Here is a 14,271-nt window from a genome sequence, read left to right as displayed (position 1 = left end):
CCCCCACAGCGTACGAACGTCAGCCGACGAACGCGCCGCTGGCGGCCCATTCGAGGACGGGTGTGGGCAGAATCCCGAGGACGAGCGTCGCCAGGGTGCCCAGCGTGATGGCGACCGTGGTGAACGCACCCGGGACGACGACCGTCGGACCGTCCTCGGCGGGTTCGCTGAACCACATGAGCACGACCACCCGCAGGTAGAAGAACGCGGCGACCGCCGAGGCGACCAGCGCGATCACCACCAGCGGCACCATGCCGTCCGCGGCGGCGGCCGAGAACAGCGCGAACTTCGCGGTGAAACCACTGGTCAGCGGGATGCCGGCGAGCGCGAGCAGGAGGAACGTCATGACCCCTGCGGTCAGCGGCGAGCGCTTCGCCAGCCCGGCCCACGCCGACAGGTGGCCCGCCTCGCCGTCCGGCCCGCGGACCAGCGAGACCACGCCGAACACGGCGATCGTGGTGAAGCCGTAGGCCACCAGGTAGAACAGCAGCCCGGCGGTGCCGTCCGGGGTGATCGCCATCGCGCCGAGCATCAGGAACCCGGCGTGCGCGATCGAGGAGTACGCGATCATCCGCTTCACGTCGGTCTGGGTGAGGCCCAGCACGGCGCCGACGACCATCGAGACGATCGCGACCGCCCACAGCACCGGGCGCCACTCCCACACGGTGGAGCCGAACGCGACGTAGAGCACCCGGGCGATCGCGCCGAACGCCGCGACCTTGGTGCAGGCCGCCATGAACGCGGTGACCGGTGTCGGCGCGCCCTGGTAGACGTCGGGCGTCCAGGTGTGGAACGGCGCCACCGAACCCTTGAACAGCAGACCGACCAGCAGCAGCGCCAGCCCGGCGAACAGCAGCGTGTCCGAGGTGAGCGAACCCGCGGCGGACTCGGAGATCTCGGAGAGCCGCACCGAGCCCGCGTAGCCGTAGAGCAGCGCGATCCCGTACAGGAAGAACGCCGACCCGAACGCGCCCAGCAGGAAGTACTTGACGGCCGCCTCCTGGGAGAGCAGCCGGCGACGCCGGGCGAGACCGCAGAGCAGGTACAGCGGCAGCGACAGCACCTCGAGCGCGATGAACATCGTCAGCAGGTCGTTCGCCGCGACGAACGCCATCATCCCGCCGAGCGCGAACAGCACGAACGGGAACGGCTCGGTCTGCATCGTCGGGGTCTGGTCCGGCGTGCCGTAGGACCGGTCGACGTGCTCCACCAGCGGGTCGGCGCCGCCGCCCGCCGGGACCGACCCGGAACCACCGGCCCGGGCCGCGGCCCGCTCGGCGGCGGAGGCGACGAACACCCCGCCGGGTTCGACGGAGCGGTCGGCGAGCAGCAGCAGGCTGGGGACCGTCAGCACGATCAGGGTGCCCCAGAGGAACAGCGCGGGCGCGTCGACCGCCAGCGCGGCACCGAAGGTCAGTACCGGCTCCGGGCTCGACAGCGCGTACCCGGCGAGCGCGACCAGTGCCGCGAGCAGGGTCAGCCCGGTCGCGACCACCTGCACCGGCCAGCGCTGGTGCCGCGGCAGGAAGGCCTCCAGCAGCACCGAGACGCACGCTCCGGCGAACACGATCCACAGCGGCGCCGACGCCGCCCAGTCGATCGGCGGCATCTCGATCTGCGTCGGCACCTGGGACACGGCCTGGGCCACGGAACTCATCGGACGATCCCTCCAGCGGGCACCGGGTCGGGCAGGCCGAGTTCGGCCATGGTCGCCGTCACCGACGGGTTGATCACGTCGAGCACCGGGGCCGGGTAGAAGCCGAGCACCACGATCACCACGATCAGCGGTGCGAGCAGCCCGACCTCACGGCGACCCAGGTCGGGGAAGCCTGCCTTGTTCCGGTCCGCGGCCACGCCCGGGTCCAGCATGGTGCCCGGACCACCCGCGCCGCCGCGCTCCAGCGCGGCGATCACGGCGCCGCCGCGCACCGGGCCCTGCATCGTGCGCTGGTAGAACCACAGCACGTACAGCGCCGCGAAGATGATCCCGACGGTCGCGATGATCGTGAACACCGGCCTGGTCGGGAACGAGCCGATCAGCACCAGGAACTCGGAGACGAACGAGTTCGTCCCGGGCAGCGCCAACGAGCTCATCCCGGCCAGCAGCAGGCAGCCCGCCATCACCGGTGCGAGCTTGGCGACACCGCCGTAGTCGGAGATCAGACGGGAGCCGCCACGGGCGATCAGCATGCCGACCATCAGGAACAGCATCCCGGTCGAGAGACCGTGGTTGACCATGTAGAGGGTGGCACCGGCGAACGCCTGGCTGGAGAACGCGAACACCCCGAGCGCGATGAACCCGAAGTGCGCCACCGAGGTGTAGGCGACGAACCGGCCCATGTCGGTCTGACCGACGGCGAGCAGCGCGGCGTAGATGATCCCGGCGACCGCAAGCACCAGCACCACCGGCGCGAGCACCTGGCTGGCCTGCGGGAACAGCGGCAGCAGGTAGCGCAGGAAGCCGTAGGTGCCGACCTTGTCGAGCACACCGACCAGCAGCACGGCGGCGACGATCGGTGCCTCGGCGCCGGCGTCGGGCAGCCAGGTGTGGAACGGCACCAGCGGGGCCTTGATCGCGAACGCGACGAAGAAGCCGAGGAACAGCCAGATCTGGACCGCGGTCGGCGTGTCGGCCGCGATCGCCTGCAGGTCCGCCCAGGTGAACGTGCCCCGGCCGAGCTGCTCGGCGCTGGTCACGTACAGCCCGATCAGCGACGCGAGCATGATCAGCCCGCCGAGCAGCGAGTACAGGAAGAACTTGACCGCCGCGTACTGCCGTCGCGGGCCGCCGAAGCGGCCGATCAGGAAGTACATCGGGACCAGCATGGCCTCGAAGAACACGTAGAACAGGAACACGTCGGTGGCGGCGAACACCCCGACGAGCGTCGACTGGGTGGCGAGCAGCAGCCCGAAGTAGCCGGCCACCGAGCGGCCCTCGGGCAGCTTCTCCGACCAGGCGAACAGCAGCAGGATCGGCACCAGGAACGCGGTGAGCGCGATCAGCGCCAGCGAGATGCCGTCCACCCCGAACGCGATGTGCGTGCCGAAGGCCGGGATCCACGGCGCCGAGAACTCGAACTGGAACCGGGTGCCGGCCTGCGCCGCCGGGACGGAGTACAGCGACCACGCCACGACGACGAGCGCGAGCTCGACCAGCGCGGTCACCATCGCGATCGCCTTGGCGGCGGCTGCGTTGCGGCGCGCCGGGTAGAGCGCCGCGGCTCCGACCAGCGGTACCAGGAGCAGCACGATCAGCAGCGGGTTGCCGCCGCTGCCCGGGACGATGGGGTCAAGGGGAGCGATCATCAGGCGAACCTCACCGCCAGCATCGCGGCGACGATGAGGACCCCGCCGCCGAGCATCGAGAGTGCGTAGGACCGGACGAACCCGGTCTGTGTCCGGCGGAGCCTGCCGGAGCCGCCGCCGAACGCGGCGGCCGTGCCGTTGACCAGGCCGTCGATCCCGCGGTTGTCGAAGAAGACCAGCAGCCGGGTGAGCCAGATCCCGGGCCGTTCGAGGAACGCCTCGTTGAACGCGTTCGCGCCCAGGTCCGCGCGGGCCGCGGCGACCACCGGCGAGACCCGCTGCGGGCGCTGCACCGGGACCGGGCGGCGCCCGACGAACAGGTAGGCCAGCAGCACACCGAGCAGCGACACGCCGACCACCAGGAACGGCACCACCGAGTACGGCACCGGGCCGCCCTCGGCGGCCACCCGCTCCCCGACCGACGGGGCCAGCCAGCCCGGCAGCACCGGGTAGAGCAGGAACCCGGCGAACACCGAGCCGAACGCGAGCACGACCATCGGCGCGGTCATCGAGACCGGTGACTCGTGCGGGTGGTACTCGCGGCCGTCGGTGGAGCGCAGCTCCTTCCAGCGGCTCTCGCCGAAGAAGGTCATCAGCATCAGGCGGGTCATGTAGAAGCCGGTGAGCCCGGCCGCCAGCGTCGCGAACCCGCCGAACACCCAGCCCTGCCAGCCGCCCTGGGCGAAGGCGGCCGCGATGATCGCGTCCTTGGAGTAGTAGCCGGCCAGGAACGGGAACCCGATCAGCGCGAGGTAGCCGAGGCCGAAGGTCACGAAGGTGACCGGCATCGTGCGCCAGAGGCCACCGAAGCGGCGCATGTCGACGTCGTCGTTCATGGCGTGCATGACCGATCCGGCGCCGAGGAAGAGCCCCGCCTTGAAGAAGCCGTGCGTGAGCAGGTGCAGGATGCCCAGCGCGTAACCGACCGGCCCCAGCCCGACCGCCAGGATCATGTAGCCGATCTGGCTCACCGTCGAGTACGCGAGCACCTTCTTGATGTCGTCGTAGGCGCAGCCGACGATCGCGCCGATCATCAGCGTCACCACGCCGATCAGGCAGACGACCAGCCGGCCGGTCTCCGAGAGGTTGTAGATCGGCGCGGCGCGGGCGATCAGGTAGACACCCGCGGTGACCATGGTCGCCGCGTGGATGAGCGCGGAGACCGGGGTCGGGCCCTCCATCGCGTCCGGCAGCCACGCCTGCAGCGGGAACTGACCGGACTTGCCGCAGGCGCCGAGCAGGAGCAGCAGGGTGATCGCCAGGACCGTCCCGCCGGGCACCTCACCGATCCGGGCGAAGACCTCCGAGTACTGCAGGGAGCCGAGCTCCAGCCAGATCAGGAAGATCGCGATGGCCAGGCCGACGTCACCGACCCGGTTCATGATGAAGGCCTTCTTCGCCGCGGTCGCCGCGGCCGGCCGGTCCTGGAAGAACCCGATCAGCAGGTAGGACGCCAGGCCGACGCCCTCCCAGCCGAGGTAGAGCATCACGAAGTTGTTGCCCAGCACCAGCACCAGCATCGCCGCGACGAACAGGTTCAGCTGGGCGAAGAAGCGGCGCCGGTTCGGGTCGTGGCTCATGTAGCCCACCGAGTAGAGGTGGATGAGCGCGCCGACACCGGTGATCAGCAGGACGAACGTGATGGACAGGGGGTCGAGCCGGAGTCCGAAGTCGACGTCGAGCGCCCCGGAGGACATCCAGGACCAGAGCGACTGCTCGCGCAGCCGCTCGTCCGGGGCCAGGCCGAGCGTCTGCACGAAGATCGCGAGACCGATCGCGAACGAGCCGGCGACGGTGGCGACGCCGAGCCAGTGGCCCCAGGCGTCGGCCCGGCGGCCCGCGAGGAACAGGACGAGCGCACCGGCGGCGGGGAGCGCGATCAGCAACCAGGCCAGCGACGCGGCGCCGGAGGCCTCGGCCGCGTCCTGCGCCAGCGCAGTGGCCTGTGCGAGTTGGAGGGTCACCCGGGGCTCCTAGTACTTGAGCAGGTTCGCGTCGTCCACGGAGGACGACTGACGGGTGCGGAATATCGCGGTGATGATCGCGAGCCCGACGACCACCTCGCAGGCGGCGACGACCATCACGAACAGCGCCATCACCTGCCCGTCGAGGTTGCCGTGGATCCGGGAGAACGTGACCAGCGACAGGTTCACCGCGTTCAGCATCAGCTCGATGCACATGAACACCACGACCGCGTTGCGGCGGACCAGCACGCCGACCGCGCCGACGGTGAACAGCAGCGCGGAGAGCAGCAGGTAGTACTCGGGGGTCATCGGTGCTCTCCGGAATCAGCTGCGGGGCCCGCCCCGGTACCGTTCGCCTCGCCGGCCTCACCCGACTCGATCGTCCGGTCGGGCGCCGGACGGCCGGTCAGCGCGTGCGCGTCGGGCGTCGTGGTGTCCGGGACGTCCACCGACACCGACTCGATGATCTCGGCGAGGGACTCCGGCGCGATCGAACCGTCCGGCAGCAGCGCCGGCACCGCCACCGAGTTCGCGGTGGCGTAGACGCCCGGCCCGGGCAGCGGCGAGATGCGGGCGTGCTCACCGCGCAGCCGGCGCAGCACCGTCTCCCGCTGGGAGAGCTTCGCGTGCTGCGCGCTCTGCGAGCCGGTCAGCACCATCGCCCCGAGCGCGGCGACCATCAGCAACGCCGCGGTCAGCTCGAACGCCAGCAGGTAGTCGGTGAAGATGAGCCGGCCGAGCTCGGGGACGTTGCCGTTCCAGTCGAGCCCACCCTGCGCCAGACCGGCCGGGGTGACGTCGGTGAGCCCGCGGGACAACCCGCCGACCAGCAGTGCGGCCAGCCCGACACCGAACACCAGTGCCGCGGCGCGCTGCCCGCGCAGCACCTCGATCACCGAGTCCTTGGAGTCCCGGCCGACCAGCATCAGCACGAACAGGAACAGCATCATCACCGCGCCGGTGTAGACGATGATCTGCACGAAGCCGAGGAACGGCGCCGACTGCACCAGGTAGAGCACGGCGATCGAGAACATCGTCAGCACCAGCAGCAGCGCGGCGTGCACCGCGTGCCGGGCGAACACCAGCCCCAGCGCACCGGCCAGCGCGACCGGGCCGAGGATCCAGAAGGCGATCGCCTCGCCGGTGCTGACCTCGCCCGCGGCCTGGGCCAGCACCGTGGACAGCGAGCTCATCGGACCTGCTCCCCGGTCTGGTCCGGCACCGAGGACTTCGCCAGGGCCGGGCCCTGCACGTAGTAGTCCTGCTCGTCGTCGCCGAGACGCATCGGGTGCGGCGGCTGCTCCATGCCGGGCAGCAGCGGAGCCATCAGCTGCTCCTTGGTGTAGATGAGGTCCTGCCGGTTGTCGTCGGCGAGCTCGTAGAAATTCGTCATCGTGAGCGACCGGGTCGGGCAGGCCTCGATGCACAGGCCGCAGCCGATGCACCGCAGGTAGTTGATCTGGTAGATCGCGCCGTAGCGCTCACCCGGGGAGTACCGGGCCTCCTCGGTGTTGTCCCCGCCCTCGACGTAGATCGCGTCCGCCGGGCAGGCCCAGGCGCACAGCTCGCAGCCGACGCACTTCTCCAGCCCGTCCGGGTGCCGGTTGAGCTGGTGACGGCCGTGGTAGCGGGGCGCGGCGGGCGGGAAGTCCTCCGGGTACTCCTCGGTGACGACCTTCTTGAACATCGTCGAGAAGGTGACGCCGAACCCCTTGAAGAAGTCGAACATCTACTCGGCCTCCTGTCCTGCCCGCACGGCCTTGCGGCGCTTCGGTGGTGACTCGGGGACCTTCAGGTCCAGTGGTGGCACCGGGTAGTCCGACGCCGGCTCGACCGGCGGGGCCTCGACCTGCTTGTCCGGCAGCAGGAACGCCACCGCCAGCACGACGGCCAGTGCGAACCCGATCAGCGAGAGCAGCAGCACGATGTTGTCGCCGCCGGTCGACTGGAAGGCGCGGATGCCGAAGATCGCGACGATCCAGACCAGCATCACCGGGACCAGGACCTTCCAGCCCAGCTTCATGAACTGGTCGTAGCGGAACCGCGGCAGCGTCCCGCGCAGCCAGATGAACACGAACAGGAACATCAGCGTCTTGATGATGAAGGCCAGGAACTGCATCCAGCCGTACTCGTTGAGGAAGCTCAACGGCCACGGCCACATCCCGCCGCCGAGGAACAGCGTCACCGCCATCGCCGAGACGGTCACCATGTTCACGTACTCGGCGAGGAAGAACAGCGCGAACTTCAGCGACGAGTACTCGGTGTGGAAGCCACCGACCAGCTCGGACTCGGCCTCGGGGAGGTCGAACGGCGCCCGGTTGGTCTCACCCACCATCGCGATCACGAAGACCACGAAACTGGGGAACAGCAGCCAGACGTACCAGCCCTGGGCCTGCGCCCCCACGATCGAGGCGGTCGAGAGCGACCCGGCGTAGAGCACGACGCCGACCACGGCGAGTCCCAGCGCGATCTCGTAGGAGATGACCTGGGCGGCCGAGCGCAACGAGCCGAGCAGCGAGTACGGCGACCCGGACGCCCAGCCGCCGAGCACGATGCCGTAGACACCGATCGAGGAACAGGCCAGCACCACGAGCACGCCGACCGGGACGTCCACCAGCTGCAGCACCGTCTGCTGGCCGAAGATCGTGACCTCGCCGCCGAACGGGATCACCGACAGGGCCACGAACGCCGGGATCGTCGAGATGACCGGGGCGATGAAGTAGACCTTCTTGTCGGCCAGCGCCGGCATGATGTCTTCCTTGAACGCCAGCTTCAGCCCGTCGGCGAGGCTCTGCAGCCACCCGCCGGGGCCGGTCCGGTTCGGCCCGGGCCGGTGCTGCATCCGGCCGACGACCTTGCGCTCCCAGTTGATCATGAACAGGGTCAGCACGACCCCGATCACGAACAGCCCGAGCACCTTGAGCAGGGTCAGCCAGAGCGGGTCGCTCGCGAGCAGCTCCTGCGTGCGGGTCAGACCGTCCGGGGTCTGGAGGAGGTTCACGACGCACTTCCGTTTCCGGTGGCCGGAACCACTCCGACCAGGTCACCGTGCCCGGCGCCGAGCGTGGGGCGCACGTGCGACCCGGGCGAGCTGGTCGGCAGCCAGACGACGCCGTCCGGGGTGTCGGTGAGCGCGACCGGCAGCGTGATCGTCCCGCGGTCGGTGCGGACCGCCGCGTCCTGCCCCTCGGTCAGGCCGAGCCGCTCGGCGGTCGCCGCGTTCAGCTTGACGTAGGGCCGCCGGGCGGTGCCGGCGAGCGCGGGCTCGTCGATCGCCAGCGAGGCGTCGTCGACCAGCTGGCGGGAGGTGGCGAGGACGGCCTGGCCGTAACCGGGCCGCTTCGCCTCGCCGGCCGCGACCGCGGGGGCGAGCGTGCCGGCCCGCCGCGCGCCCAGCCGGGCCAGCTCACCGGCCGCGGCCGCCGGGGTCTGGGTGAACAGGTCGGCGTCCATCTCGACGCCGAGGGTGTCCAGCACCCGGCAGTCCGGGAGCACCCCGGTCGCGTCCAGCGCGACGCCGAACGGCCGGTGCCTGCCCTCCCAGTTGACGTAGGTGCCGGAGCGCTGGGCGTCCGGCGCGACCGGGAGCACGACGTCGGCGAGCTCGGTCACCGCCGAGGTGTGCATCTCCAGGCTGACCAGGAAGCCGACCTCGCGCAGCGCGGTGATCGCCGCCTGCGGGTCCGCCATGTCCTGCGGGTCCACCCCGCCGACCACCAGGGCGGCCAGCTCACCGGCCGCGGCGGCGGCCAGGATCGCGTCACCGTCGCGGCCCGGCTCGGCGGGCAGCGGGCCGGATCCCCACAGCCGCTCCACCTCGGCGCGGGCGGCAGCGTCGGTGACCGGACGCCCCCCGGGCAGCAGGGTCGGCACCGCGCCCGCCTCCAGCGCACCGCGGTCCCCCGCCCGGCGCGGCAGCCAGCCGATCGACGCTCCGGTGCGGGCGGCGAGCGCCGACACCGCGGAGTACAGCCCCGGCGACTCGGCGGCCCGGTCGCCGACCAGGATCACCGCGCCCGGCTGCTCCAGTGCGGCGGTGACGTCGGCACCCGGGTCGGCGACGACGGCGGCCTCGGCGCCGGGCACCGCGTGCAGCACGGTGGCACCGGTCTTCTCGGCGCCGGTCGTGGTGAACGGTGCGACCTGGAAGTGCCGCAGTCCCTTCTTCCGCCACGCCTTGCGCAGCCGGAGGAAGACGATGCCCGACTCCTCCTCGGGGTCGGTGGCCACGGTGAGCACCGCGGGGGCGTTCTCGATCTTCTCGAACGTCACGGCGGCCTCGCCCGGGACACCCTCGGGCGCGGTCCCGACCACGTGCGCGGCGAGGAAGTCCAGCTCCTCCGCCGAGTGCGGGCGGGCCCGGAAGTCGATGTCGTTGGTGCGCGCCGCCACCCGGGCGAACTTCGCGTAGGCGTAGGCGTCCTCGACGGTCAGCCTGCCGCCGGGCAGCACCCCGATGCCGGCACCGTCCCGGGCCGCGAGCAGGCCCTCCGCGGCGATCTGCAACGCCTCGGTCCAGGAGGTCTCCGCCAGCTCACCGTCGGCGCGGCGCACCAGCGGCCGGGTGATCCGGCCTGCGCTGCCCAGGTAACGGAAGGCGAAGCGGCCCTTGTCGCAGAGCCACTCCTCGTTCACCTCGGGGTCGTTGCCCGCGAGCCGGCGCAGCACCGTCCCGCGCCGGGAGTCGGTCCGCATGTCACAACCGGAGCTGCAGTGCTCGCAGGTGCCCGGGGTGGAGCGCAGGTCGAACGGCCGGGACCGGAACCGGTAGGCGGCACTGGTCAGCGCACCCACCGGGCAGATCTGGATGGTGTTGCCCGAGAAGTAGGACTGGAACGGCTGATCGGGCGCGATCCCGATCTGCTGGTTCGCGCCGCGCTCCAGCAGGTCGATGAACGGGTCCCCGGCGATCTCCTCGGAGAACCGGGTGCAGCGCTGGCAGAGCACGCAGCGCTCGCGGTCGAGCAGCACCTGGGAGCTGATCGGCAGCGGCTTGGGGAAGGTGCGCTTGCGCTCCACGAACCGCGAGTCGGCCCGGCCGTGTGCCATCGCCTGGTTCTGCAGCGGGCACTCGCCGCCCTTGTCGCAGATCGGGCAGTCCAGCGGGTGGTTGATCAGCAGCAGCTCCATCACGCCCTGCTGCGCCTTGTCCGCCCGCTCGGAGGTGTGCTGGGTCCGGACGACCATCCCGTCGGCGACGGTCATCGTGCAACTGGCCTGCGGTTTGGGCATCGGCCGGCCGCCCATCTCGACCTCGACCAGGCACTGCCGGCAGGCACCCGCCGGATCGAGCAGCGGGTGGTCGCAGAACCGCGGGATCACGATCCCGATCCGCTCACAGGTGCGGATCAGCAACTCGCCCTTGGGCGCGTCGACGACCCGGTCGTCGATCGTGAGCCGGACGTGGCCCTCCGGGACCGGGGTCTCGGTCGTCGTCTCGGGAGAGAGGGTCATGTGGTGGCTCCCGTGAGTGCGGTGCCGCCGGTCAGCTCCGCCAGCTGGTCGGGGCGGGCGACGTCGGGCTGTTCCGCGATGAGGTCGAGGAACTCCTGGCGGAAGTACTTGATCGCGCTGGTGATCGGGCTGGTGGCACCGTCACCGAGTGCGCAGAAGGACCGGCCGAGGATGTTGTCGCAGACGTCGACCATCGTGTCGATGTCCTGCGCCGTCCCCTCGCCGCGCACCATCCGCTGCAGCACCTGCACCAGCCAGTAGGTGCCCTCCCGGCACGGGGTGCACTTGCCGCAGCTCTCGTGCTTGTAGAACTCGGTCCACTTCATGACCGCCCACGGGACCGAGACGGTCTCGTTGAAGACCTGCACGGCGGTCGTGCCGAGCATCGAACCGGCCTCGGCGGCGCCCTCGAAGTCCAGCGGGACGTCGAGGTGCTCGGCGGTGAGCAGCGGCGTCGAGGAGCCACCGGGCGTCCAGAACTTGAGCGGGATCCCGTCCTTCATCCCGCCCGCCAGCTCCAGCAGCTCGCGCAGCGTGATGCCGAGCGGGGCCTCGTACTGGCCGGGGCGCTCCACGTGCCCGGAGATCGAGTAGATCTTCGGGCCGGGCGAGCGCTCCCGGCCCATCGAGCGGAACCAGTCCGCCCCGCCGTTCACGATCGCGGGGACCGAGGCGATGGTCTCCACGTTGTTGACGACGGTCGGGCTGGCGTAGAGGCCGGACGTCGCGGGGAACGGCGGCTTGAGCCGCGGCTGGCCGCGCCGGCCCTCCAGCGAGTCCAGCAGCGCCGTCTCCTCGCCGCAGATGTAGGCACCCGCCCCGGCGTGCACCACGATCTCCAGGTCGAACCCGGACCCGAGGATGTCGCGCCCCAGGTAACCGGCCTCCTTCGCCTCCCGGACCGCGGCGCGCAGCCTGCGGATGCAGTGCAGCGCCTCGCCCCGGACGTAGATCGCGCAGAAGTTCGCCCGGATCGCGTAGGAGGTGACGATGCAGCCCTCGATCAGCGCGTGCGGGTCGGCCATCATCGTCGGGATGTCCTTGCAGGTACCCGGCTCGCCCTCGTCGGCGTTGATCACCAGGTACTTCGGCTTCGCACCGGGACCCTTGCCGCTGCCGTCGTCCTGCGGGATGAACCCCCACTTCATCCCGGTCGGGAACCCGGCGCCACCACGCCCGCGCAGCCCCGAGTCCTTGACCAGCTGGATCAGCTGGTCCGGATGCGCGGCGAACGCGGTGCGCAGCGAGGAATAACCCTCGAGCCGGGTGTAGGTGTCGATCGACCAGGAGCGCGGGGACAGCCAGCGCCGGGTCAGGACGGGCGTGATCGGATCGGGAGTGCTCATCACTTCTTCTCCGGTAGCGCGGGCATCGCGGGGGGCGTGTCCGGCATCGCCGGGGCGGTCCAGCCGTTCTCCTCGGCCAGCCGGACCCCGCGGACCGACTCGACGGCCGAGGACGGGCCCTCCACCCGGGCCGTGGCGTCCACGGCCGCGGCGTCGTCGGTGAAACCGGCCAGCTCCAGCTCGACCGTGCGCAGGTCGGTGAGCGGGGCACCACGGGTCGGCTGCGGGCGCTCACCGCGCCGCAGCGCGTCGACCAGCTCGACCGCGGAGTCCACCGTCTGGTTGTCGAAGTACTCGTAGTTGACCTGCAGGACGGGCGCCAGGTCGCAGGCCGCGAGGCACTCGGCGTGCTCCAGGGTGATCGACCCCGGGGTGCCGGGCTCGCCCGCCGTCTCCTCGTGCCGCAGCGGCCGCCCCTCGGAGCCGAGGTGGGTGCGCAACCGCTGGTAGATGTCGTCACCGCCGAGCGCCGCGCACAGCGTGTTGGTGCACACGCTGACCAGGTGCTCACCGCAGGGGCTGCGCTTGTACATCGTGTAGAACGTCGCCACCGCGGAGACCTCGGCGGTGGTCAGGTCCAGTGCCTCGGCGCAGTAGCGGATGCCGTCGGTGCTGACGTAACCCTCCACCGACTGCACCAGGTGCAGCAGCGGGAGCAGCGCCGACCGCGCCTGCGGGTACAGGGAGATGATCTCCTTGGTCCGCTGCCGGGTGAGCTCGTCGAACCTCGGCGACACCGGCGACGGCTCCGCCGGGGACGGGAACTCACGCTCGGCCGGGGTGACCGGGGCGGGCGAGTTCGTCTCGGGGTTCCCCTCCGGGAGGGTCATCGGTCGCAACCTCCCATCACGGGGTCGATCGAGGCGACGGCCGCGATCACGTCGGCGACCTGGCCGCCCTCGCTCATCGCGGGCATCGTCTGCAGGTTCACGAAGCTGGGGTCGCGCAGGTGCACGCGGACCGGGCGGGTTCCGCCGTCGGAGACCAGGTGCGCGGCGAGCTCGCCGCGCGGCGACTCGACGGCCGAGTAGGCCTGCCCCGGCGGGACGTGGAACCCCTCGGTGACCAGCTTGAAGTGGTGGATCAGCGACTCCATGGACTGACCCATGATCTTGCGGACGTGTTCGAGGGTGGTGCCCATCCCGTCGCTGCCGATCGACAGCTGGGCCGGCCAGGCGACCTTCGGGTCGTCGACCATCACCCGGCCCGGCCCGACCTCGTCGAGCTTGACCAGAGCCTGCTCCATGATCTTCAGCGACTCGTGGATCTCGGCGACGCGCAGCCGGTACCGGGCGTAGCAGTCGGCCTCGGTGGCCGTCGGCACCTCGAAGTCGTACTGGTCGTAGACCGAGTACGGCATGTGCTTGCGCAGGTCCCAGGCCAGACCCGCGGAGCGCAGGATCGGACCGGACGCACCGAGCGCGAGGCAGCCGTCGACCGGCAGGTAGCCGATGCCCTCCAGGCGCTGGCGCCAGATCGGCTGGCCGGTGAGGAGCTTGTCGTAGTCCGGCAGCCGGGAGTTCATCACCTTCAGGAAGTCGGTGACCTTCTCCTTGTAGTCGGCGGGGAGGTCCTGGGCGAGCCCGCCCGGCCGGAAGAACGCGTGGTTCATCCGCAGCCCGGTCAGGTGCTCCAGCAGGTGCAGGACCTCCTCGCGCTCGCGGAAGCCCGAGGTCATGCCGGTCAGCGCGCCCAGCTCCATGCCGCCGGTGGCGAGCGCGACCAGGTGCGAACCGATCCGGTTCAGCTCCATCAGCAGCACCCGGATGTGCTCGGCCCGGTCCGGGACGGTGACGCCGAGCAGCTTCTCCACGGCCATGCAGTAGGCGGCCTCGTTGAACAGCGGCGACAGGTAGTCCGCGCGGGTCACGAACGTGACCCCCTGGGTCCACGTCCGGTACTCGCAGTTCTTCTCGATGCCGGTGTGCAGGTACCCGATGACGGCGCGGCCCTGGGTGACGGTCTCGCCCTCGAGCTCCAGGACCAGGCGCAGCACCCCGTGCGTGGACGGGTGCTGCGGACCCATGTTGATGACGATGCGGTCCTCGTGGTCCGCGTCCATCAGGGTGTCCCAGTCGCCACCGGTGACCGTGTAGACGGTGCCCTCGGTGGTCGACCGCCCGGGTGCGGCGTACGGGTCCTGCTTCGGTGCACCCGCCTGCGATGTGGTGGTGGAGCGGTCGTCAGTGCTGGTCACGGAT

The 14,271-nt window shown here is 70.9% G+C and carries 11 protein-coding genes; all 11 read right to left on the bottom strand.

The annotated features are described in order from the left end of the window. Positions 1–19: 19 nt before the first annotated feature. Genes nuoN through AB0J24_RS22835 form a run of 11 tightly spaced genes read right to left on the bottom strand, consistent with a single transcriptional unit; the run spans position 20 to position 14,267 of the window. Complete coding sequence (gene nuoN / locus AB0J24_RS22885; protein WP_358684536.1) at positions 20–1,657, bottom strand: NADH-quinone oxidoreductase subunit NuoN; 1,638 nt, start codon at positions 1,655–1,657, stop codon at positions 20–22. Next, positions 1,654–3,306, bottom strand: a complete 1,653-nt coding sequence (locus AB0J24_RS22880) for an NADH-quinone oxidoreductase subunit M (RefSeq protein ID WP_358684533.1) — start codon at positions 3,304–3,306, stop codon at positions 1,654–1,656. Before AB0J24_RS22880 ends, nuoN begins: the two co-directional genes overlap by 4 nt. Beyond that, a complete protein-coding gene (gene nuoL, locus AB0J24_RS22875; protein WP_358684610.1) occupies positions 3,306–5,240 on the bottom strand; it encodes an NADH-quinone oxidoreductase subunit L in 1,935 nt (644 codons plus the stop codon). The genes AB0J24_RS22880 and nuoL overlap by 1 nt, the downstream gene beginning before the upstream one ends. Before the next feature lie 39 nt (positions 5,241–5,279). Next, positions 5,280–5,579 (bottom strand): NADH-quinone oxidoreductase subunit NuoK, encoded by a 300-nt coding sequence (gene nuoK / locus AB0J24_RS22870; protein WP_358684531.1) that lies wholly within the window; start codon positions 5,577–5,579, stop codon positions 5,280–5,282. Continuing rightward, positions 5,576–6,463: an NADH-quinone oxidoreductase subunit J gene (locus AB0J24_RS22865; protein ID WP_358684528.1), complete on the bottom strand. Its 888-nt coding sequence runs from the start codon at positions 6,461–6,463 to the stop codon at positions 5,576–5,578. Before AB0J24_RS22865 ends, nuoK begins: the two co-directional genes overlap by 4 nt. After that, positions 6,460–6,999 carry an NADH-quinone oxidoreductase subunit NuoI gene (gene nuoI, locus AB0J24_RS22860; protein ID WP_358684525.1) on the bottom strand — a complete coding sequence of 180 codons (540 nt, stop codon included), beginning with the start codon at positions 6,997–6,999 and terminating at the stop codon, positions 6,460–6,462. Before nuoI ends, AB0J24_RS22865 begins: the two co-directional genes overlap by 4 nt. Continuing rightward, positions 7,000–8,244 (bottom strand): NADH-quinone oxidoreductase subunit NuoH, encoded by a 1,245-nt coding sequence (gene nuoH, locus AB0J24_RS22855; protein ID WP_358684607.1) that lies wholly within the window; start codon positions 8,242–8,244, stop codon positions 7,000–7,002. It abuts the gene before it with no gap. A gap of 23 nt (positions 8,245–8,267) precedes the next feature. After that, a complete protein-coding gene (locus AB0J24_RS22850; RefSeq protein WP_358684523.1) occupies positions 8,268–10,724 on the bottom strand; it encodes an NADH-quinone oxidoreductase subunit G in 2,457 nt (818 codons plus the stop codon). After that, positions 10,721–12,070 (bottom strand): NADH-quinone oxidoreductase subunit NuoF, encoded by a 1,350-nt coding sequence (gene nuoF / locus AB0J24_RS22845; RefSeq protein WP_358684521.1) that lies wholly within the window; start codon positions 12,068–12,070, stop codon positions 10,721–10,723. Before nuoF ends, AB0J24_RS22850 begins: the two co-directional genes overlap by 4 nt. Continuing rightward, complete coding sequence (gene nuoE, locus AB0J24_RS22840) at positions 12,070–12,900, bottom strand: NADH-quinone oxidoreductase subunit NuoE (RefSeq protein WP_358684519.1); 831 nt, start codon at positions 12,898–12,900, stop codon at positions 12,070–12,072. Before nuoE ends, nuoF begins: the two co-directional genes overlap by 1 nt. Continuing rightward, the gene (locus AB0J24_RS22835) at positions 12,897–14,267 is read right to left on the bottom strand and encodes an NADH-quinone oxidoreductase subunit D (protein WP_358684517.1); all 1,371 of its coding nucleotides are present in this window, start codon (positions 14,265–14,267) and stop codon (positions 12,897–12,899) included. The genes nuoE and AB0J24_RS22835 overlap by 4 nt, the downstream gene beginning before the upstream one ends. Between the last annotated feature and the right edge of the window lie 4 nt (positions 14,268–14,271).

It is taken from the genome of Pseudonocardia sp. NPDC049635 (assembly GCF_040659795.1).
Taxonomy (GTDB): domain Bacteria; phylum Actinomycetota; class Actinomycetes; order Mycobacteriales; family Pseudonocardiaceae; genus Pseudonocardia.
Note: the sequence above shows the minus strand (reverse complement) of the source record. Positions and strands in the feature narration are given on the sequence as shown.